Source organism: Paenibacillus sp. FSL R10-2736, from assembly GCF_038000245.1.
Taxonomy (GTDB): domain Bacteria; phylum Bacillota; class Bacilli; order Paenibacillales; family Paenibacillaceae; genus Paenibacillus_AQ; species Paenibacillus_AQ phytohabitans.
In genome coordinates this window covers 579915-601067 of sequence record NZ_JBBOBN010000001.1, presented here as the reverse complement: position 1 = coordinate 601067, position 21153 = coordinate 579915, and the positions used below count along the sequence as shown (strand labels likewise).

General features: G+C 50.6%; 13 protein-coding genes, 16 tRNA genes, 2 rRNA genes and 1 riboswitch. Of the genes, 2 read left to right on the top strand and 29 right to left on the bottom strand.

Features of this window, described 5'->3' with window-relative positions; genetic code table 11:
• Positions 1-247: 247 nt before the first annotated feature.
• From NSQ73_RS02760 to NSQ73_RS02750, 3 genes are all read right to left on the bottom strand, one after another.
• Entirely contained in the window at positions 248-808 is a 561-nt protein-coding gene (locus NSQ73_RS02760) for a cysteine hydrolase family protein (protein ID WP_340985313.1), read from the bottom strand.
• A 19-nt stretch (positions 809-827) separates the two neighbouring features.
• Complete coding sequence (gene allB / locus NSQ73_RS02755; RefSeq protein ID WP_340985312.1) at positions 828-2240, bottom strand: allantoinase AllB; 1413 nt, start codon at positions 2238-2240, stop codon at positions 828-830.
• 160 nt (positions 2241-2400) lie between these two features.
• Positions 2401-2504, bottom strand: a riboswitch (purine riboswitch).
• A 416-nt stretch (positions 2505-2920) separates the two neighbouring features.
• On the bottom strand, positions 2921-3301 hold the full coding sequence (locus NSQ73_RS02750; protein WP_042139976.1) for a MerR family transcriptional regulator: 381 nt from the start codon (positions 3299-3301) through the stop codon (positions 2921-2923).
• Between the two features lie 155 nt (positions 3302-3456).
• On the opposite strand from NSQ73_RS02750, the gene NSQ73_RS02745 reads away from it, so the two are divergent.
• On the top strand, positions 3457-4377 hold the full coding sequence (locus NSQ73_RS02745; protein ID WP_039309431.1) for an aldo/keto reductase: 921 nt from the start codon (positions 3457-3459) through the stop codon (positions 4375-4377).
• Positions 4378-4530: 153 nt separating this feature from the next.
• Here NSQ73_RS02745 and NSQ73_RS02740 read toward each other — a convergent pair.
• The 19 genes from NSQ73_RS02740 to NSQ73_RS02650 form a co-directional block, all read right to left on the bottom strand.
• Positions 4531-4609, bottom strand: a tRNA-Leu gene (locus NSQ73_RS02740).
• A gap of 29 nt (positions 4610-4638) precedes the next feature.
• Positions 4639-4712 (bottom strand) — tRNA-Cys (locus tag NSQ73_RS02735).
• Positions 4713-4719: 7 nt separating this feature from the next.
• Positions 4720-4794 (bottom strand) — tRNA-Gly (locus tag NSQ73_RS02730).
• Positions 4795-4800: 6 nt separating this feature from the next.
• Positions 4801-4875 (bottom strand) — tRNA-Gln (locus NSQ73_RS02725).
• Positions 4876-4893: 18 nt separating this feature from the next.
• Positions 4894-4969, bottom strand: a tRNA-His gene (locus NSQ73_RS02720).
• A 49-nt stretch (positions 4970-5018) separates the two neighbouring features.
• Positions 5019-5094 (bottom strand) — tRNA-His (locus NSQ73_RS02715).
• 26 nt (positions 5095-5120) lie between these two features.
• Positions 5121-5194, bottom strand: a tRNA-Trp gene (locus NSQ73_RS02710).
• Positions 5195-5199: 5 nt separating this feature from the next.
• Positions 5200-5285, bottom strand: a tRNA-Tyr gene (locus tag NSQ73_RS02705).
• Positions 5286-5290: 5 nt separating this feature from the next.
• Positions 5291-5366: transfer RNA gene (locus NSQ73_RS02700), tRNA-Thr, on the bottom strand.
• A gap of 20 nt (positions 5367-5386) precedes the next feature.
• Positions 5387-5462: transfer RNA gene (locus NSQ73_RS02695), tRNA-Phe, on the bottom strand.
• 19 nt (positions 5463-5481) lie between these two features.
• A tRNA-Asp gene (locus NSQ73_RS02690) sits at positions 5482-5559 on the bottom strand.
• Positions 5560-5563: 4 nt separating this feature from the next.
• Positions 5564-5640, bottom strand: a tRNA-Met gene (locus tag NSQ73_RS02685).
• Between the two features lie 33 nt (positions 5641-5673).
• Positions 5674-5749, bottom strand: a tRNA-Val gene (locus tag NSQ73_RS02680).
• A 5-nt stretch (positions 5750-5754) separates the two neighbouring features.
• Positions 5755-5826, bottom strand: a tRNA-Glu gene (locus tag NSQ73_RS02675).
• 146 nt (positions 5827-5972) lie between these two features.
• Positions 5973-6062, bottom strand: a tRNA-Ser gene (locus tag NSQ73_RS02670).
• Between the two features lie 3 nt (positions 6063-6065).
• A tRNA-Asn gene (locus NSQ73_RS02665) sits at positions 6066-6141 on the bottom strand.
• A 62-nt stretch (positions 6142-6203) separates the two neighbouring features.
• A 23S ribosomal RNA gene (locus tag NSQ73_RS02660) occupies positions 6204-9132 on the bottom strand.
• Between the two features lie 295 nt (positions 9133-9427).
• Positions 9428-10985, bottom strand: a 16S ribosomal RNA gene (locus tag NSQ73_RS02655).
• Together the 16S and 23S rRNA genes with 16 tRNA genes alongside form the textbook arrangement of a ribosomal RNA operon.
• A gap of 432 nt (positions 10986-11417) precedes the next feature.
• Positions 11418-12293: a nucleotidyltransferase-like protein gene (locus NSQ73_RS02650; protein WP_039310397.1), complete on the bottom strand. Its 876-nt coding sequence runs from the start codon at positions 12291-12293 to the stop codon at positions 11418-11420.
• A gap of 131 nt (positions 12294-12424) precedes the next feature.
• On the opposite strand from NSQ73_RS02650, the gene NSQ73_RS02645 reads away from it, so the two are divergent.
• The gene (locus NSQ73_RS02645) at positions 12425-12790 is read left to right on the top strand and encodes a DUF2614 family zinc ribbon-containing protein (RefSeq protein ID WP_340985311.1); all 366 of its coding nucleotides are present in this window, start codon (positions 12425-12427) and stop codon (positions 12788-12790) included.
• Positions 12791-12895: 105 nt separating this feature from the next.
• Here NSQ73_RS02645 and NSQ73_RS02640 read toward each other — a convergent pair whose 3' ends face one another.
• The 7 genes from NSQ73_RS02640 to gatC form a co-directional block, all read right to left on the bottom strand.
• On the bottom strand, positions 12896-14617 hold the full coding sequence (locus NSQ73_RS02640; RefSeq protein WP_340985310.1) for a glycosyl hydrolase family 18 protein: 1722 nt from the start codon (positions 14615-14617) through the stop codon (positions 12896-12898).
• Positions 14618-14796: 179 nt separating this feature from the next.
• A complete protein-coding gene (locus NSQ73_RS02635) occupies positions 14797-15228 on the bottom strand; it encodes a Fur family transcriptional regulator (RefSeq protein WP_039310392.1) in 432 nt (143 codons plus the stop codon).
• 125 nt (positions 15229-15353) lie between these two features.
• Positions 15354-17279 carry a DUF4097 family beta strand repeat-containing protein gene (locus tag NSQ73_RS02630; protein WP_340985309.1) on the bottom strand — a complete coding sequence of 642 codons (1926 nt, stop codon included), beginning with the start codon at positions 17277-17279 and terminating at the stop codon, positions 15354-15356.
• A 37-nt stretch (positions 17280-17316) separates the two neighbouring features.
• Complete coding sequence (locus NSQ73_RS02625) at positions 17317-17790, bottom strand: GNAT family N-acetyltransferase (RefSeq protein ID WP_340985308.1); 474 nt, start codon at positions 17788-17790, stop codon at positions 17317-17319.
• 103 nt (positions 17791-17893) lie between these two features.
• Entirely contained in the window at positions 17894-19339 is a 1446-nt protein-coding gene (gene gatB, locus NSQ73_RS02620) for an Asp-tRNA(Asn)/Glu-tRNA(Gln) amidotransferase subunit GatB (protein WP_340985307.1), read from the bottom strand.
• Positions 19340-19377: 38 nt separating this feature from the next.
• Entirely contained in the window at positions 19378-20835 is a 1458-nt protein-coding gene (gene gatA / locus NSQ73_RS02615) for an Asp-tRNA(Asn)/Glu-tRNA(Gln) amidotransferase subunit GatA (protein ID WP_340985306.1), read from the bottom strand.
• A 25-nt stretch (positions 20836-20860) separates the two neighbouring features.
• Positions 20861-21148 carry an Asp-tRNA(Asn)/Glu-tRNA(Gln) amidotransferase subunit GatC gene (gatC, locus tag NSQ73_RS02610; RefSeq protein WP_042139983.1) on the bottom strand — a complete coding sequence of 96 codons (288 nt, stop codon included), beginning with the start codon at positions 21146-21148 and terminating at the stop codon, positions 20861-20863.
• Positions 21149-21153: the final 5 nt, after the last annotated feature.

The window sequence follows — 21153 nt, the reverse complement described above, 5'->3', positions numbered from 1 at the left end:
GTGCACATAGCTGACTTTGGGGCATTTGACCCTGGCCTCTTACTGCATCTTAAGCTTTTAGCAGCGGCAAATGGAATAGCATATTTACCGTTTTTACTGGATTATTTATCTGTGTATTAAGAGGAACACCCTCACTCCACTTTCACGCACATAATCATAAAAAGCCCCAGCTGAGCGGCAACCGCCGTACAGCATGGAGCTTTTAGAATACGAAGTTTAGCCTTTATCGCACTAGCCTTTCAACATATTAGCCTTTTACAACAGCATTAACCTCTTTATACTCGGCCAGCGTCAGCACTTCTCCAAAAATCCCGATATCCCGCAGACCGGAGACATGCATCTCCTCATCCTTGGAGGCGCAGCAGTCGCTGATACACTTGACCTTGTAAGTGTGGTACATCGCATCGGATGCCGTAGAGCGGACACAGACGTTGGTCCATACCCCGGTAACTACAACCGTATCTATCCCCTCCTCACGGAGAAAAAGATCCATATCCGTATAGCTGAACGCACTATGCCGTCTTTTCTGCACGATATAATCGCCTTTATCCGGCTGCGGGGTCAGCTCGGTTATGAAATCCGATCCCCAGGTACCTTTGATCGCGTGCACAGGTCTTACCCTGAAGTCAGCATCATTCTGCCGGTGCGCCTCCTGTACGAAGATCACCTGAATATCATTCTCGTGGCTGAATTCGATCAGCTCCTGAATTGCAGGCACGATTCCCGCCCCGTTCGGACAAGTCAGCGCTCCATCGGGATGGATGAAATCATTCAGCATATCAATAATTACTACCGCGTGTTTAGCCATTATGTTCTCTCCCCTTCTCCTAGTATTTCAGCAAACGCGGAAGCTCGCTGATCGTCTGCCGTTTCACGAACTCGCCATAGCCCGGTTTACCGACCACACCAAGCTCGTCATCGTAGACCAGTGTGCCTCTGACAATGGTTTTATCCACCTTGCCCTTCAGCTTCATTCCGTGGAACGGGGTGTATTTCGGTTTGCAGTGCATTTTATCTTTATCGAGCGTCCATTCCTTCTCCAGATCGACAATCGTGAAGTCGGCATCGGTGCCGATTTCCAGCGCGCCTTTCTTCGGATACAGGCCATAATGGATGGCCGGATTCGTACACAGCAGCTCCACCAGGCGGGACAAGCTGAGTCTGCCTTTGTTGTAGCCTTCACTAATCATGATCGGCACCAGCGTTTCTACACCCGGAATCCCCGGAAAAGAAGTCCAGACATCCATGCCCGGCGCATCCTTTTCCGTAGCAATCTCATAAGGAGCATGGTCGGTAGCCATGAAGTCAATCGTTCCATCCATCAGCCCCTGCCAGAGCGCTTCATTATCTTCCGGACGGCGCAGCGGAGGTGCAATTTTGGCAAAAGTTCCAAACTCCGTCATCGCATCCACCGCATTCAGCGTCAGGTAGTGCGGACAGGACTCCGCTGTCACCTTCACCCCTTTAAGCTTCGCTTCCTTGATTAGCTGATTGCCTGCCGCCGTACTCATATGCACGATATGCAGGCGCGCTCCCGATTCCTCCGAGAAGCTGATGCCCAGCTGGATCGCCGCCTTTTCCGCCAGAATCTTGCGCGCTTCAGCCCATGCCGGGTAATCCATCCGTCCTTCCTTTTTCAGCTTCTGGGTATAGTAATCGCAGATGGCATAGTTCTCAGCGTGAATTCCGATGGGCATTCCAGTTTCGGCTACAGCACAGAAGGCTTCGAGCATCTCAGGGTCCGTCACACGCGGGTAAGATGGCACAGACGGTGTCATATATACTTTAAAAGCAACCACGCCCTCAGCAGCCTGCTCCTTCACAATATCCAGCACATCATTGCGTACATCCTCGCCGGTAATCCCGCCCCACATGGCGTAGTCGACGATTCCTTTACCTTCGAGCGCATTCAGCTTGTTATGCAGGTTCTCCACCGAACGCACGGACGGCACACTACAGCAAGGCATATCTACAATCATCGTTACCCCGCCCGCCGCCGCACTGCTGGTTCCGGTAACGAAGTCTTCACGGTGTGTGAACCCCGGATCATTAAAGTGAGTATGCGAATCAATAACTCCTGGCAGCACCAATTTGCCCTGTGCATCAATAATCGTATCAGCCTCCGCGTCAATATCCTTGGCAAACCCTACGATAACGCCTTTGTTCACCAGAATGTCCGTCAGCACCTGTCTGTCGCCTTGCGGAATACTCGCATTTTTAATGATCAGTTCATAACCCATGAATACACACCTCTTCTTTATGATTTGGTTGAATCCTCACTCTGGCCGGACGAGGCAAGATCAGCTCCACGCTTCTGTACACAACAAAAAACCCAGGGTACAAAAGGCACATAATAGTAAACACTGCCTCACCCGGATACCTCCGCACAGTGAAAAGCAATTCCTATCACATACCTCCTGTAGCCTGGGGCAATTTACGGTCGCCTGGTCGAAACGCTCAAACCAAATTATTGAGCTTATACAAGAGCAAGAGCTTATTTGATTAGTCCATCTGATAAGCAAGCAGCCCGGCAGCATTATGTAATCTTTTATAACGCAATATCCGGAATCGGCTTCCTTAAGTACCTTTATCATATCATCAAGAGGCTTCCCGTCAAGATTATAAACCACTTTGTCAAGAAACGGTCAATTTATATGTTATATAACATAACATTAACGGACTTTGCATTCCATTTTCCCGGATATTCCGCTCTTTCTGCTCCCCTTCTTATCTACTGTATAAGCAACTTAAGGAAACCCGGGAACCCGGTCTCCGCAAGGATTTCAACCCAGTATAAGGCCTTACTCTATTTATAATTCATCTCATTCTTATACCGTTTTCCTACAAGCTTAAGTACTGGCTGCAGCATTTCCAATCCTTAATTGCAGCGACAATAATCATACGACCCTGCGGCTCAAGATTAGGGTCTGGCTGCTTTCGCTTCATTCTCCAGGGAGGCAAAATAAGCGATTTTGTGGTCCACCTTTTGCGCAAAGCTCTGAAAGAATTTAATCTTCTCATCAATATGCACTTTATGCTCCTGCAGCAGTCTGCGCTGATCGGGCAAAGCACTTACCCCTTCTTTCGAAAGCGCAATGAATTGCTTGATATCGGCAATCGCCATCCCTGTATCCTTAAGACAGCAGATTAACGAAATTAACTCCAGATCCTCATCGTCAAAACACCGGTTGCCGTTAACATCTCTTGCCACAACCGGCAATACGCCCTCCCGTTCGTAGTAACGCAGCGTATATTGGCTCAGTCCGCTTTTTTGTGCTATGGTTTTGATGCTGTATCCCATTATTGCAGCTCCCTTCTGTCAGCTGGTATCGGTTTCATCTCTTAAGGTAACACCATTTGGTTTCTATGAAAAGCCGCTCTATAAATCTATTGACTTACACCTAACTCTAAGGTCTAAGCTTAACACTGTACCTTCATTTAAGGAGTGAATAATTAATGGTAAAAAGAATTAACGTTGCTAATGGTGCGCTGGAGGTCGCTGAAATCTCCCTGGGCTGTATGCGGATTGCAGATCTGTCACCACAAGAGGCCGATGTACATATTCACAGCGCCCTTGAGGCTGGCATAGACTTTTTTGACCACGCTGACATTTATGCTGCCGGTAAAGCTGAGGAGGTGTTCGGCGACGTGCTGGCTGCAAGTCCTGGCATGCGTGAGCAACTGCTGATCCAGACCAAATGCGGGATCCGTAATGGCTTCTTCGACTTCTCCAAAGAGCATATTGTGAGCTCGGTAGAGAACAGCCTGAAGCGCCTGAAGACCGATTATGTCGATGTTCTGCTGCTGCACCGCCCGGACACCCTTATGGAGCCTGAAGAAGTAGCAGAAGCCTTTGATCAGCTGGAGAGCAGAGGTTTGGTGAAACACTTCGGCGTCAGCAACCAGAATCCCCTGCAGATTGAATTGCTGAAAAAGAACGTCAAGCAACCCCTGCTGTTCAACCAGCTTCAGCTCAGCGTAATGGTCACCGGCATGATCGATTCCGGGATCAACGTCAATATGACAAATTCCGGATCAGTTGTCCATGATGGAGGCATCCTGGAGTATAGCCGCCTGCATGATATGACGATCCAGCCTTGGTCACCGTTCCAATACGGTTTCTTTGAAGGCGTATTCCTCGGCAATGAGAAGTTCCCGGAGGTGAATGAAGTCATTAACCGTCTGGCTGCGGAAAAAGGTGTAGCAGATACGGCCATCGCCATCGCCTGGCTCCTTCGCCATCCGGCTAAGATGCAGCCGGTGGTCGGTACCACCAACACAGCGCGCTTGCTTGATATCGCCAAAGCTTCCGATATAACCCTCAGCCGCCAGGAATGGTACGAGATCTACCGTGCAGCGGGTAATGTGCTTCCTTAAGTGGGTCTTAGCATCAACATATAAAACACATTAAAACCCGCAACGAATTTGAGGATCTAAGTTCGTTGCGGGTTTTATCCTTAATTTGAGATGGAGTAGAAATATAAAAAAACCTCAGGAGTCAGACTCCTAAGGGACTAGTTTCATAAATTATACCGGCGAGAGGACTCGAACCTCCACGGTTTCCCACTCGATTTTGAGTCGAGCGCGTCTGCCATTCCGCCACGCCGGCGTATACATAGAATTAGTACTAAAAGATAATGGAGGTGCCACCCAGATTTGAACTGGGGATAAAGCTTTTGCAGAGCTTTGCCTTACCACTTGGCTATGGCACCAAAAAAATGGAGCGGACGACGGGAATCGAACCCGCGACCCTCGCCTTGGCAAGGCGATGCTCTACCGCTGAGCCACGTCCGCATATAATGGCTGGGGATATAGGAATCGAACCTATGAATGACGGAGTCAAAGTCCGTTGCCTTACCGCTTGGCTAATCCCCAACATTTGATTTAATAAAATGGGGCGACTGATGGGTCTCGAACCCACGAATGCCGGAACCACAATCCGGTGCGTTAACCCCTTCGCCACAGTCGCCATATGAAGCTTATTTAATTGCAATGCCTTATAACTCTTATAAAATAAATGGGGCGACCGATGGGTCTCGAACCCACGAATGCCGGAACCACAATCCGGTGCGTTAACCACTTCGCCACGATCGCCATATTAAATTTTATAGGATATTACTTGGCAGGGGCAGCAGGAATTGAACCCACACCAACGGTTTTGGAGACCGTTGTTCTACCTTTAAACTATGCCCCTAAAAATGGTGGAGGCTGATGGATTCGAACCACCGAACACGTACGTGAGCAGATTTACAGTCTGATGCGTTTGGCCACTTCGCTAAGCCTCCGAGGATGGTGCCGGCGAGAGGACTTGAACCCCCAACCTACTGATTACAAGTCAGTTGCTCTACCAATTGAGCTACACCGGCATATTAAGTTGTAAAAAATATGGTGGCGCGGGAGGGAATCGAACCCCCGACACAAGGATTTTCAGTCCTTTGCTCTACCGACTGAGCTACCGAGCCGAACATTTCTTCATAAAGATGGCGGAACCGACGGGATTCGAACCCGCGATCTCCTGCGTGACAGGCAGGCATGTTAGGCCAACTACACCACGGTTCCAAATTGGTTGCGGGGGCAGGATTTGAACCTGCGGCCTTCGGGTTATGAGCCCGACGAGCTACCGGGCTGCTCCACCCCGCGTCAATGTTAAAGATCTATTCTGTTAAAGATAGATGGTGGAGGCTGAGGGGTTCGAACCCCCGACCCTCTGCTTGTAAGGCAGATGCTCTCCCAGCTGAGCTAAGCCTCCATATATGACTCGTATGGGATTCGAACCCATGTTACCTCCGTGAAAGGGAGGTGTCTTAACCCCTTGACCAACGAGCCATGCTGTTTAATTACTTGTAAGGTAAATCTACGGAGAGTGAGGGATACTCTTCACTTCGTTACGAGATTGCGAAGCTGTGCTAACGAAGCCTATACTCCAACGAACCACTGAGGGTTCTCATCCCTTTACAGGGAAGGTATTGCTACGGAGAGAGAGGGATTCGAACCCTCGAGACGCTTGTGGCGCCTACACGATTTCCAATCGTGCTCCTTCGGCCAAACTCGGACACCTCTCCAGATGGCTCCCCGAACAGGACTCGAACCTGTGACAACTCGATTAACAGTCGAGTGCTCTACCAACTGAGCTATCAGGGAATATACATATCAGGCTTGATCGCCTGAAAACTGAATCCGAAACGAATCTGCGTATTAAAAATTTGGATAAGCCCTCGACCGATTAGTATTGGTCAGCTCCATGCATTGCTGCACTTCCACCTCCAACCTATCTACCTCGTCGTCTTCAAGGGGTCTTACTAATTGGGAAATCTCATCTTGAGGGGGGCTTCACGCTTAGATGCTTTCAGCGCTTATCCCGTCCGTACGTAGCTACTCAGCCATGCTCCTGGCGGAACAACTGATGCACCAGCGGTACGTCCATCCCGGTCCTCTCGTACTAAGGACAGCTCCTCTCAAATTTCCTGCGCCCACGACAGATAGGGACCGAACTGTCTCACGACGTTCTGAACCCAGCTCGCGTACCGCTTTAATGGGCGAACAGCCCAACCCTTGGGACCTACTTCAGCCCCAGGATGCGATGAGCCGACATCGAGGTGCCAAACCTCCCCGTCGATGTGGACTCTTGGGGGAGATAAGCCTGTTATCCCCAGGGTAGCTTTTATCCGTTGAGCGATGGCCCTTCCATGCGGTACCACCGGATCACTAAGTCCGACTTTCGTCCCTGCTCGACTTGTTGGTCTCGCAGTCAAGCTCCCTTATGCCTTTGCACTCTTCGAATGATTTCCAACCATTCTGAGGGAACCTTTGAACGCCTCCGTTACTCTTTAGGAGGCGACCGCCCCAGTCAAACTGCCCGCCTGACACGGTCCCCGTACCCGGTAAGGGTACTAGGTTAGAACCTAGATACGATCAGGGTGGTATCCCAACGGCGCCTCCGCAGAAGCTTGCGCTCCTGCCTCAACGGCTCCCACCTATCCTGTACAGATCGTACCCAAATTCAATATCAAGCTGCAGTAAAGCTCCATGGGGTCTTTCCGTCTTGTCGCGGGTAACCTGCATCTTCACAGGTATTAAAATTTCACCGGATCTCTCGTTGAGACAGCGCCCAAGTCGTTACGCCATTCGTGCGGGTCAGAATTTACCTGACAAGGAATTTCGCTACCTTAGGACCGTTATAGTTACGGCCGCCGTTTACTGGGGCTTCGGTTCACAGCTTCGGATTGCTCCTAACCACTCCCCTTAACCTTCCAGCACCGGGCAGGCGTCAGCCCGTATACTTCGCCTTGCGGCTTCGCACAGACCTGTGTTTTTGCTAAACAGTCGCTTGGGCCTTTTCACTGCGGCCCCCTCGGGCTATTCACCCTACCGAGGCACCTCTTCTCCCGAAGTTACGAGGTCATTTTGCCGAGTTCCTTAACGAGAGTTCTTCCGCGCGCCTTAGAATTCTCTTCTCGCCTACCTGTGTCGGTTTGCGGTACGGGCACCTTCTCCTGGCTAGAGGCTTTTCTTGGCAGTGTGAGATCATGACCTTCGCTACTACAATTTTCGCTCCCCATCCCAGCCCAGCCTTAATGATGTGCGGATTTGCCTACACATCAGCCTCACTGCTTAGACGGACATATCCATCAGTCCGCGTCACTACCCTCCTGCGTCACCCCATCGCTCATAGCGGATTACGGTGGTACAGTAATTTCAAACTGTTGTCCTTCGACTACGCCTTTCGGCCTCGCCTTAGGTCCCGACTTACCCTGAGCGGACGAGCCTTCCTCAGGAAACCTTGGGCTTTCGGCGGATCAGATTCTCACTGATCTTTTCGTTACTCATACCGGCATTCTCACTTGTATGCTGTCCAGCGCTCCTTACGGTACACCTTCAACCTACATACAACGCTCCCCTACCCCAGATACAAAGTATCTAGCCATAGCTTCGGTGGTGTGTTTAGCCCCGTTACATTTTCGGCGCAGAGTCACTCGACCAGTGAGCTATTACGCACTCTTTCAATGGTGGCTGCTTCTAAGCCAACATCCTGGTTGTCTGTGCAACTCCACATCCTTTCCCACTTAACACACACTTGGGGACCTTAGCTGATGGTCTGGGCTGTTTCCCTTTTGACAATGGATCTTAGCACTCACTGTCTGACTCCCGGCAAGAAGTTAATGGCATTCGGAGTTTGACTGAGCTTGGTAACCCTTGCGGGCCCCGCACCCAATCAGTGCTCTACCTCCACCACTCCATTCACCGAGGCTAGCCCTAAAGCTATTTCGGGGAGAACCAGCTATCTCCGAGTTCGATTGGAATTTCTCCGCTACCCCCACCTCATCCCCGCATTTTTCAACATGCGTGGGTTCGGGCCTCCAGTGCGTGTTACCGCACCTTCACCCTGGACAGGGGTAGATCACACGGTTTCGGGTCTACGTCCACATACTCAGTCGCCCTATTCAGACTCGCTTTCGCTGCGGCTCCGGCTTCTCACCTTAACCTTGCATGTTAAACGTAACTCGCCGGTTCATTCTACAAAAGGCACGCCATCACCCAGTAATAGGGCTCTGACTTTTTGTAAGCACACGGTTTCAGGTTCTATTTCACTCCCCTTCCGGGGTGCTTTTCACCTTTCCCTCACGGTACTGTTTCACTATCGGTCGCCAGGTAGTATTTAGCCTTAGCAGATGGTCCTGCTGGATTCATACGGGGTTTCACGTGCCCCGCACTACTCGGGATCCGTCTCGGAGAGAACACAGTTTAGGCTACAGGGCTTTTACCTCTATCGCGGGCCTTTCCAGACCTCTTCGCCTACCATATTCCTTTGTAACTCCATGTGAGACGTCCCACAACCCCAAGAGGCAAGCCCCTTGGTTTAGGCTGTTCCGCGTTCGCTCGCCGCTACTGACGGAATCACTATTGTTTTCTCTTCCTCAGGGTACTTAGATGTTTCAGTTCCCCTGGTCTGCCTCTGCGTATCCTATGTATTCAGATACGAGTAACTGCGAATTACCACAGCTGGGTTTCCCCATTCGGACACCCCCGGATCAAAGCTTGCTTACAGCTCCCCGAGGCAGTTTCGTTGTTCGCCACGTCCTTCGTCGGCTCCTGGCGCCTAGGCATCCTCCGTGTGCTCTTATTAGCTTAACCACAATTTTCTCCGCAGGAGAAATATTGAACATTGAATTGCTTCAAAGCCCGTTATTTCCTGACGAATGAATTGTATCAACTAATAACTATTTCAACTTGCTTACACAAGTTTCAGCTAAAAGATGTTCTAAAACGCAAATTCGTTTCGGTATCCAGTTTTCAAGGATCAAGTGTCTTACTTGAGAGTTTGAACTCTCAAAACTGACCAACGAGTGAGTAACAGGCCTAAACCTGAGTTTTGGAAGCTTACGCTTCCGATTTGAATGTCACCGTTGCAGGTGACGATTCTCCATAGAAAGGAGGTGATCCAGCCGCACCTTCCGATACGGCTACCTTGTTACGACTTCACCCCAATCATCTACCCCACCTTCGGCGGCTGGCTCCCTTGCGGGTTACCCCACCGACTTCGGGTGTTGTAAACTCTCGTGGTGTGACGGGCGGTGTGTACAAGACCCGGGAACGTATTCACCGCGGCATGCTGATCCGCGATTACTAGCAATTCCGACTTCATGCAGGCGAGTTGCAGCCTGCAATCCGAACTGAGACCGGCTTTGCTGGGATTGGCTCCACCTCGCGGTTTCGCTTCCCGTTGTACCGGCCATTGTAGTACGTGTGTAGCCCAGGTCATAAGGGGCATGATGATTTGACGTCATCCCCACCTTCCTCCGGTTTGTCACCGGCAGTCACTCTAGAGTGCCCAGCACTACCTGCTGGCAACTAAAGTCAAGGGTTGCGCTCGTTGCGGGACTTAACCCAACATCTCACGACACGAGCTGACGACAACCATGCACCACCTGTCTCCGATGCTCCGAAGAGGGGCACTATCTCTAATGCTTTCATCGGGATGTCAAGACCTGGTAAGGTTCTTCGCGTTGCTTCGAATTAAACCACATACTCCACTGCTTGTGCGGGTCCCCGTCAATTCCTTTGAGTTTCAGTCTTGCGACCGTACTCCCCAGGCGGAGTGCTTACTGTGTTAACTTCGGCACCAAGGGTATCGAAACCCCTAACACCTAGCACTCATCGTTTACGGCGTGGACTACCAGGGTATCTAATCCTGTTTGCTCCCCACGCTTTCGCGCCTCAGCGTCAGTTACAGCCCAGAAAGTCGCCTTCGCCACTGGTGTTCCTCCACATATCTACGCATTTCACCGCTACACGTGGAATTCCACTTTCCTCTTCTGTACTCAAGTCACCCAGTTTCCAGTGCGACCCCAGGTTGAGCCCAAGGTTTAAACACCAGACTTAAATGACCGCCTGCGCGCGCTTTACGCCCAATAATTCCGGACAACGCTTGCCCCCTACGTATTACCGCGGCTGCTGGCACGTAGTTAGCCGGGGCTTTCTTCTCAGGTACCGTCACTCCGGTAGCAGTTACTCTACCGGACGTTCTTCCCTGGCAACAGAGCTTTACGATCCGAAAACCTTCATCACTCACGCGGCATTGCTCCGTCAGGCTTTCGCCCATTGCGGAAGATTCCCTACTGCTGCCTCCCGTAGGAGTCTGGGCCGTGTCTCAGTCCCAGTGTGGCCGTTCACCCTCTCAGGTCGGCTACGCATCGTCGCCTTGGTGAGCCGTTACCCCACCAACTAGCTAATGCGCCGCAGGCCCATCCCCAAGCGGCAGATTGCTCCGCCTTTCATTCTCTCTTCAGGAGAGGAAAGAAATTATCCGGTATTAGCTACCGTTTCCGGTAGTTATCCCAGTCTTGAGGGCAGGTTGCCTACGTGTTACTCACCCGTCCGCCGCTAAGCATGAATGGAAGCAAGCTTCCATTCAAACTCCGCTCGACTTGCATGTATTAGGCATGCCGCCAGCGTTCGTCCTGAGCCAGGATCAAACTCTCCAAATTGTATTTAGAAAGAGCGATTGCTCATTTTGAAACATCTGACGAGAATTTTCATTCTCTATTTTGGAAGTCACTTTCGTGATTTCCTACTCACTCGTTGTTCAGTTTTCAAAGATCAATGTCTCATCGTTTGTCGCCGTTGTTTGTTTCAGCAGCGACCTTTATAATATATCACAGCGTCCTCGTTTTAGTCAACCTTTTTTTTGATTTCTTTTTTCGGCTGATTTACGACTGCTTTGCAGCGCATCGTTATGTCAGAGGGACGAGTTATAATTTATCACATAAGTTGCGTCCTAGTCAACCCTAAATATTCCCCTCATTTTCTGCGCTCATGCAGCAAGGAACAAATAAAAAAAGAGAGTACACTACCTCTCTCCATCCTCCTGCTTACTTTTTCTATTATAGGTCTATTCATGTCCGTGGACAGCCACCTAACTAAAGGGTATACCGAATTGCATGCCCGTCCCCGGCCTCAACAGCCCAAGAAGTAATTTCTCTAATTAATGAACGCGATACAAGCTTGCGCAGAACAAGCGGCAGCTCTGCCTGGAGCTGGCTCAGTCCTGAATGCTGCAGAAGTTCTTTAATACTCCAAGCCTCCTTGCGGCTGCTCAGGATATGGAGAAGCATAGCGCAACAATCCGCCATTTTTGACATTAACGCAAACTCGCAGGCCAGCAAAATCAGTTCGACTCTCTGCTCCAGCGTTTCTGTACTTACTGTCAGTTCTTCATATAACTTATGAACCGGAGAATTCAAATTCTTGACCTGTCCCCAAACTGCGGGTTCCGGAAAATATCCGGCCTCGCTCACTTCAATACGTGCCCAATGATACAGAGCGATCAGCACGCAGTTATAAGCATCCATAGTACAGCTTGCTTCAAGGTAACGTTTCGACTTCACATACATATGTAGAAAACGCGAGAATTCCATAAACAATACCCGCTCTTTCAGCGGACCTTGAAACTGAATGAGTTCCTTCCGCATCTCCGCCAATATTCCCTTAGGGTCCCAGATCACCTCACCGGACATTAAACTGGTAAGGAGTTCATTATTGTCCCCTGCCATCACAGCGCGTTCCAAAGCAGATAGACCCACATGCACGGATTGCGTCCGCCGGTCCCCGGCAATGGTGTGGGTTATAATTCGCTCTGTCTCCTGTTCCTCATGCAGCATGAGCACCATCATATCAAAGTCGTGCAGCAGCGCGCTCTGAAATGTGTCATTGCCTCTTTGCCGCAAAGCAACGGCTCCAAGAACATTCTCATCAAATGTCTCCCCACTTAATAGGGTCAAATTGGACAGTTCCATACTTCCCTCCATCAAATTTGGCGATTTTGCATCCAGTCAGTTATAATTCTCTTTACATAAATGATATTCTACATATTCATGTCAGTTCCTCCTGGACAACCGAACTATATTTCAGTTAGGAGATAATACTCATGAAATTTAAATCGGCCAAAATCAACGCTTTTCGCACATGGGGACTGCTTCTTACGATGCTGGGTATGGGTCTTATGATTATGGGGACCGCAGGCATTGTATTCTGGGGGTCTGCAGGCAAGGTTGTCGCTGCTATCGGTCTCGTCATTGGTCTAATCTCCATGATGGCCAGTCTGGCCATCTACTTCTGGGCGGGCATGCTCTCAACCAGTGCTGTCCAGGTGGAATGTCCCGAATGCCATAAGCTGACCAAAATGCTTGGCAAAACGGACCGCTGTATGTTCTGTCACACCATCCTTACGATGGACCCTTCACAAGCCACAATTACCGCTGAAGAACTTGAAGTCCAGCAATTGAAGCAATAATCGAATTCATATGTCTTTACAGAAATAATCTCCTGCCGGATACAAACCAAACGGGTGTCGTCCTCTACTGGACGACACCCGTTTTATAATTAATCCACCTAAGCATTATTCAATAATTGCCTTGAGTGCTTCCCACGCTTCCGGATTGGCAAAGCTGCGATTCCATGAGGCTACACCGCCAAGTCCGAAGGACTGCGCCAGCTCGACTCTGGCTGCCAGCGAAACTTTATCCTCAATCCATATTTTGCGCAGAGCATCCTCTTCTTTATATTCCACATAATTCTGTCCTGCTTCCTTATCAAGAACCGGTGTCAGCTTCTTCTCGGCAAGTATCTCCTGGACCGCATTCATACTGACGGCCTTGGAACTTACTTTGGTTTCACCTTTCTCGGTCTTCTCGGTCCAGATACGAGTGTACAATGGTATCCCCAGAATCAGCTTCTCGGCAGGGACTGCATCCTCTTCAATAATCCGGCTTATAGAATTCTTCACCCACGGCAGGGAAGCTACAGAACCGGCAACCGGACTAGCCGCCCAATGCTCATCGTAAGCCATCACGATCAGGAAATCCGACACGGCTCCAAGCGCCCGGCGATCCAGGAACAAGGACCACATTTCACTGTTTGATTTCGGTGTTACATCAATAGAGACAATCAGATTCCGGCTCTGAGCCATGGGCTTCAGTTCCCGCATAAACTGGGTTACATTAGGTCCATCCTTGGTATATACATTCTCAAAATCGATATTAATACCGTCCAGGTTGTACAGATCCGCATACTTCAGCATCTGCACAATTGTATTCATCCGTCTGTCATACGTGGATAATGCCTCCGTAGTCAGGTCCGCCTCAAAGCTGTTGCTGAGCAGTCCCCATACCTCCATGCCCTGGGTGTGAGCCCACTCTACATAGGCGCTGTCAGCCTGGCTGCGTACATTACCATTAACATCGATAATGCTGAACCAGGTTGGACTAACCACATTAATTCCTGGCAAATCAGCGAATTTCGCAGGATTCGGCTTGCGTTCGTAGACTGCCTCCCAGAACATATTAACGGGCTTTCCTTTCCAGCTGCGTTCGGCACGGGTAGGAGCCACAGGCTGCTGCACTACTGTTCTATTCCCGTCTGCTAGAATATCGTCCGCCTTGGCGAAGCCTGTATATCCGCTCTCCAGCTGCACATACAGCCAGCCTTTGATGTCTGAATTCCAGATTCTCACTGTGGCTCCCGGCGGCATATCAGCAAGGATTGGCGCATGTACGGAGGCTCCGCTGCGGAGCGCTTTGGTCCGTCCGCCTTCCTTACCCTTCACCTTGCCTAACGGCACCGTTTCGCCGGCAGTCATTAACAGAACAGCACCGGTACTGCTATCCTCGTCTACCTCAAAGCCATATAAGTCCTCCAGTGTATCTGCCGGAAGATATGTCACCCCATCCTTCTCTTCCGGCGCAAGACGAAGCTGCAGGGGTTCATTGTTCAAACTTGCTGCTGTTGAATCTTCCTGCATATATAAAAGACTGCTGTCTGTCGACAGAATCACAGACTTGCTCTTTTCCTCGTAACGGATAGATGAATCTACGTATTCCTGTAATAGCGGCAGTGGTAATAGCAGGCTGTCCCCTGTCCCTGAGGCTGAGTATCCGGTAAGCTCTCCCTTAACAAAAACAGGCTTCTCCAGCCCCTTCCAATCCGGATCCAGATGCTGACGGTTCGGTAATACATAATAAACAACCCAAAAGGCTGCGGCAGCTATAATGACAAGTCCCAATAAGCGGCGAAAAAGACTTCCACGCTTTTTGACGCGTCTTTGTCTCTGTCTTCTGTCCAAAATATATCCTCCAAATAGTATGATAAATTTATAATCAGATAGCACTTCTGTTAAGTATACGACATCGCGGCCCTATTGGTTGCGCCAAACTGCTGGAAGCTTTGTATTTTTGTAACAGCTCCATAGAAAAAAGCGTGTATAATCCGCATTCGGATTCTACACGCCTGCAATTCCATATCTTAGTGTTGCTTCTCGTTGCAGCATTTGCAAACACCATACAGTTCCATACGTAATCCATGAATCTTAAAGCCTGTAGCCAATTCGGCACGCTCCTCTACCTCATGGAGAGAAGAATAGCTGAAATCCTCAATCTTACCGCATTCCTGGCAGATGACATGATAATGATCAGACACATTGGCATCGAAACGGCTGGAATTATCACCGTAGGTCAGCTCGCGGACCATACCCGCTTCTATAAACATCTTAAGATTGTTATACACCGTTGCCACACTCATACTGGGAAACTGAGGCTCAAGCGCTCGGTAAATATCGTCTGCCGTAGGATGATTCATTGCTTCCATCAGGTACGTAAGAATCGCATGACGCTGAGGCGTAATACGGACACCGGTTGTCTTCAGTTGCTCCAATGCATGCTGTACGCCACTACCCATCCATGCCACCGCCTTTAATTATACAACTTAATAATAACTCTAATGTAATTGTAAGACCGGGCTTTCAATGTTGTCAACGAAGTCCTTACATTATATTTATTATTATATAATAAAAATTACTTAATTCAATATTTGCTCACATTTAGATTGCTGTTTCCATCCACACGAAGCTTGAACTCACCCGTTCCGATCTGGCCGGAGAGGTTTTTTTTGTCGATTACAAGTCCCGGCAGGTTCGTTACAATATCCCCGTACCCGCTTGAGCCCTCCACCGTATAATTACCCGTAAGCGGCAAGTAGAGATCAATATCTCCGACAGCACTGTAGATATCCCAGTCTCCGCCGAAGTCGTTCGAACGAATGTTGATTCTGCCATTCAAAGATTCGGCATGCAGCTTCGATCTGGCTCCGGCTACCTCCACATTGCCGTTCTTCGTGGACAGATCCAGTGCATCTCCGCTATCCGTTGCCGATATATTACCGACTGCCGATGACAGCTTCAGAGCCCCGCTAATCTCCCAGGCCCCCATATCACCACCGCTCGTAGTCAGTTCAACACTCCCCTGTACGTTTCTGGCGCGTACTGCGCCATTGAGGGTTTTCCCTTTTACATTGCCGTAAATACGGTGCAGGATCAGTTCCCCGTTCCCTGTCTCCAGAGAAATATCTGAAATAGCCTCCATGTTCTGCAGAGTAATACCGCCGTTCATCGTGCGTACCCCCAGATCAAACCGTCGGTCCTCGGGCAGGGAAATGTCCAGATCTATCCGCGGCTGGCGTTTGCCGGATTCACCGTACGCCTTCCCCTGAGGAGTGATCTTGATCGTCGTGTCTTCTGTCACATCGACAAAAGACTGATCCGCTATGGATTCGGCAAGTACCCCGTCCAGCTGATCCACCCAGACTGTTGCTGTAATCTCAATATCCTCCACAGCAGCCCGGTGGATCAGAATATCCCCGTTAATCGCATCAATATTGATTCCGGACGTATTCAGTTCAACTGGAACAATAAGCGGAGCCTTCTCATAACGGCTTCCTTCAGCTTCTCCATAATCAACTGCCGCTACAGTCAAATTAAGACTGACCCGGTTCCACAGATGCAGATAATGCTCCTGCTCCGTTACGATAAATACACATGCCGAGAGAAGGATGGCCGAGAACAGTCCGCGCAGGTCCATACGGGCTCTGGCAGTAGTGACGTTCTGGCTGCGGCGCCGGGAAAAGAAGTGGATCAGCAGATACTCCACTCCCCATAATACCGGAATAACAGGCCACCATTTCAGCAGCATCATCATATAATCAGTTCCGTCACGCCAATCCATGAGCAACAGAACTCCCACCGCAATCAGCACTGCGGATGCAGTATATCTGCCCACACGCCGGCTCCGCCGTTCCTTGCTCAGACGTGCACCCGAGTCCTTAGCTATCTCCCGTACACCCAGAAGCAGGCCCAGAATCATCAGCAGAACCGCTACGGTTGCACCTGCGGAGTTCTCAATGAACACTTGAAGCCAGGGCGGCTTCTGGCGGAAGAGGAAGAGCAGCGCCCCGCCAATGAGCAGCAGCAGACCAAAGGAAACTCCCGGCTCGCTGATTCTCACCCGGCGCCCTGTATTCTTTGCAGAATCCTTCATATCCGATAGTTCAGGGTCATGCTCTTCAGGGAACCGCAATATCCGGTCTGCAGACTGGAGCACATCGAACACATTATAGAAGTACAATGCCGGGATCAGAAGCGCCAGCAAAATTAGCAGCGGTACATTGATCTGCATCCCGATGGATGAGAAATACAGCAGCGCCACAATATCCAGCAGAATAAGAAAGATAAACGAAATTCCTTTACGGAGCAGCCCGAGATACAGATGTCCCGTGCCGGGAATAACTGCAGCCAGCAGGCCGGCTATAAATTTGCGTTTGCGGGGACGCCGCTTTTGGCGGGGAGGGATATAAGGGGCATTATGTGCTCCGCCAGCTTCAGCTTCCTGCAAATCAGCTTCCTTCTCTTCATCCTGCACGGGATTATTCTCATGATCATGTTGACCTGAATTCATCTCGGCACTCCTCCTTTCAGAACGTTTGCTTCGCTTGTCATTCAATCTTGCCGCTCTTGTGAAACTCTATCAGCTCCACACCCGGAGCTACCTCTTCAACACCTGCAGGAATAAACCCGTGTTTGGTGTAGAGCGTTACTGCCGGAACATTCAGCTTTCCCGTAGATACGATAAACTGTTCCATTTCCGCATAACGGGCAAAGATAAATTCTAACATTCTGCCCGCCACCCCTTGGCGAAAATGATCCGGACTTACCATCATGCGTGTAACGGTCAGCTTACCGGGAGCCTCCTCCATTACTGCAACAGCCCCCAAGAGCTCCTCATTGTCGTCGAGACAGCCGTAGAAGTCCTCTTTAACCCGGCTCAGCATGTCTCTGGTCTCCAGCAGCGGCGGGATATCACGGAACCCTATGATCTCCGCTTCCAGGCGGTAGGCCTTATGCTGAAGACTCCAGAGCTCATCCAGCGTTATCTCATCCTGCAGATCCAGCTTCACTATTGTATCCATCCGTACAGTCCCCTTATATACTGCAGAGGGCCTGCCGTTGCCGACAAGCCCTGTGCTCATGATTCTATGACTTATTACCCAATCTATTAGCCAAAAGCAGCCCCTAGCTGTTCAATACGTCAGCGAGCAGTGTGTTAACAAGACCGGGGTTTGCTTTCCCTTTGCTTTCTTTCATAACCTGGCCAACGAGGAAGCCGATCGCTTGTTTCTTGCCGGCCTTGTAGTCTTCGACAGATTGCGGATTAGCAGCGACCACATCCTGGACAATTTTTTTGATTGCCCCTTCATCACTGATCTGGACCAGCCCCTGCTCTTCAACGATAACTGTCGGCAGCTTACCGCTCTCCAGCATTTCTTTGAAGACGGTCTTGGCAATTTTGCTGCTGATGGTTCCGCCTGCGATCAGGCCGATCATCTCACCCAGCCCCTGCGGCGTAATCTTCACCTGGGATAATTCCAGATTATTGCTGTTCAAGTATCCCAGCAGGTCTCCCATCATCCAGTTGGCGACAGCCTTGGCATCCTGTGTGTAGGCCAGACTGCCCTCGAAGAAATCAGCGAGCGGCTTGGATGAAGTAAGGACTCCGGCATCATAGGCGGTCAGGCCAAATTCTTCACTGTAACGGGCCTGCCGCGCATCCGGAAGCTCAGGAATGGTTGCGCGGATCTGTTCCTTCCAAGACTCGCTAATATGCAGCACGATAAGATCCGGGTCCGGGAAATAACGGTAGTCATGCGCTTCTTCCTTACCGCGCATAGACAAGGTCTTGCCTCCAGCTTCATCCCAGCGGCGGGTCTCCTGGACAACGATCCCCCCATCGTCCAGAATCTCGCCTTGACGGAACTGCTCATACTCCAAACCACGGAGTACGCCGCGGAAGGAGTTCATGTTCTTCAGCTCTGCCCGGATGCCGAATTCCTCCTGGCCTTCCGGCCGCAGGCTGATATTGGCATCGCAGCGCATCGAGCCCTCTTCCATCTTCACATCGGATACATCGCAGTACTGCATAATGGCGCGGATCTTCTCCAGATAGGCGCGCGCCTCCTCCGGTGAACGCAGATCGGGCTCAGAGACAATCTCAATAAGCGGAGTCCCCACCCGGTTGAAGTCAACCAGTGAAGCAAAGCCGCCGTCCACATGAGTCAGCTTGCCAGCATCTTCCTCCAGATGAAGACGGGTGATGCCGATCCGTTTGGTCTCTCCGTTCACTTCAATATCAATCCAGCCGTTCAGGCCGATAGGCTGGTCATATTGCGAAATCTGGTACGCTTTTGGCGAATCGGGGTAAAAATAGTTTTTGCGGTCGAATTTGCTGACATCGCCAATCGTACAGTTAAGCGCCATCGCCGCTTTCATCGCGTACTCTACGGCCTGGCGGTTAAGAACCGGCAATACGCCGGGGTGGCCGAGACAGACCGGACAGGTATGTGTATTGGGCGGAGCGCCGAATTCTGTGGAGCAGCCGCAGAAGATTTTGGACTTGGTATGAAGCTCCACATGAACTTCAAGCCCGATGACCGTTTCATATTTAGACATAGATAATCTCATCCCTTAAAAGTTTTGTGGGCATATACTCAAACTGGTAGCTACATTTGCGGACGGGCCTTGTGATGCTCTGTATGTTGTTCAAAGGCATGCGCAACGCGCAGTACCGTACTCTCGTCAAACTCCTTGCCGATAATCTGCAAGCCGACAGGCAGGCCTTCCGCGAAGCCGCAAGGAATGCTGATAGCAGGAATACCGGCCAGACTGACAGGAATGGTAAGGATATCATTCAGATACATGGTTAGCGGATCTTCAGTCTGCGAGCCCAGCTTAAAGGCTGTCGTAGGCGCAGTCGGACCGATTACGACATCATATTTCTTGAACACTTCATCAAAATCCTGCTTAATCAGCGTGCGGACCTTCTGTGCCTTCAAATAGTAAGCATCATAATATCCGGAGCTCAGTGCATAGGTACCCAGCATAATCCGCCGCTTGACTTCAGGGCCGAAGCCTTGACTGCGGGAGTTATGGTACAGGTCAAGCAAACCTCCGCCATTGTCTACACGAACCCCATAGCGGACGCCGTCAAAACGGGCCAGGTTGGAGGAAGCCTCCGAAGAGGAGAGCAGATAATAAGCGGCTACGGCATATTCAGTATGCGGAAGAGAAACTTCTTCCCACACGGCGCCAAGACCTTCAAGAACTTTAAGCGCTGACAGCACAGATTCGCGGACCGGTGCGTCTACGCCTTCGCCGATGTATTCCTTCGGCACTGCAATACGCAAACCGGAGATATCGCCGGTCAGCGAGCTCAGGTAATCCGGAATGCTGACCTTGGCCGAGGTGGAATCCTGGGCGTCATAGCCTGCAATCGCCTGCAGTACATACGCGGAATCCTCAACGGTCCGGGTAATCGGGCCAATCTGATCCAGTGAGGAAGCAAATGCCACCAGACCGTAACGCGACACTAACCCGTACGTTGGCTTAAGGCCGACCACTCCGCAATAGGAAGCCGGCTGGCGGATCGAGCCGCCGGTGTCGGAGCCGAGGGTGAAGAACACTTCTCCGGCCGCAACCGCCGCTGCCGAACCACCGCTCGAACCGCCGGGAACACGCTCCAAATCCCATGGATTACGCACAGCGCCGAAGCTGGAATTCTCATTGGACCCGCCCATGGCGAACTCGTCCATGTTCAGCTTGCCAATCGTTACCGCATCGGCCTGGCGCAGCTTGGAAACTACCGTGGCATCGTAAACCGGCTGGAAATTGGTCAGGAACTGGCTGGCACAGGTGGTGCGCAGACCTTTGGTGACAATATTATCCTTGATTCCGGAAGGAAGTCCGAACAGCAGACCGCGCGCGGCTCCGGAAGCCAGCTTGTCGTCTAGTGCTCGTGCTTGATCACGGGCACCCTCTTCATTCAGTGTCAAAAAAGCATGAACCTTACTGTCATGCTCCGCAATGGCAGAAAGCGACGCTTCCGTCAGCTCACTGACCGAGACCGCTTTACTGTGCAGCATGTTATGTACTTCAGGTAATCGATATTGAAACAGGCTCAACTTGCTTCCTCCTCTCAGGCTTTAGTTATTCCAGAACAGCGGGAACCTTAAAGTGTCCGTCTTCATCTTCCGGTGCGTTAAGCAGCGCTGCCTCCTGGGACAGGCTCTCCTTGACTACATCGTCACGCATCACATTACTGACCTGCAGCACATGAGTGGTCGGCTCTACATTCTCAGTATCCAGCTCATTCAATTTCTCGGCATATTGTAAAATAGCATTCATTTGTTCGGTGAAGGTAGCCTCTTCTTCCGGGCTTAATTGCAGTCGGGCCAGCTTGGCCACATGCTGCACATCTTTGACGGTGATGCTCATAATGA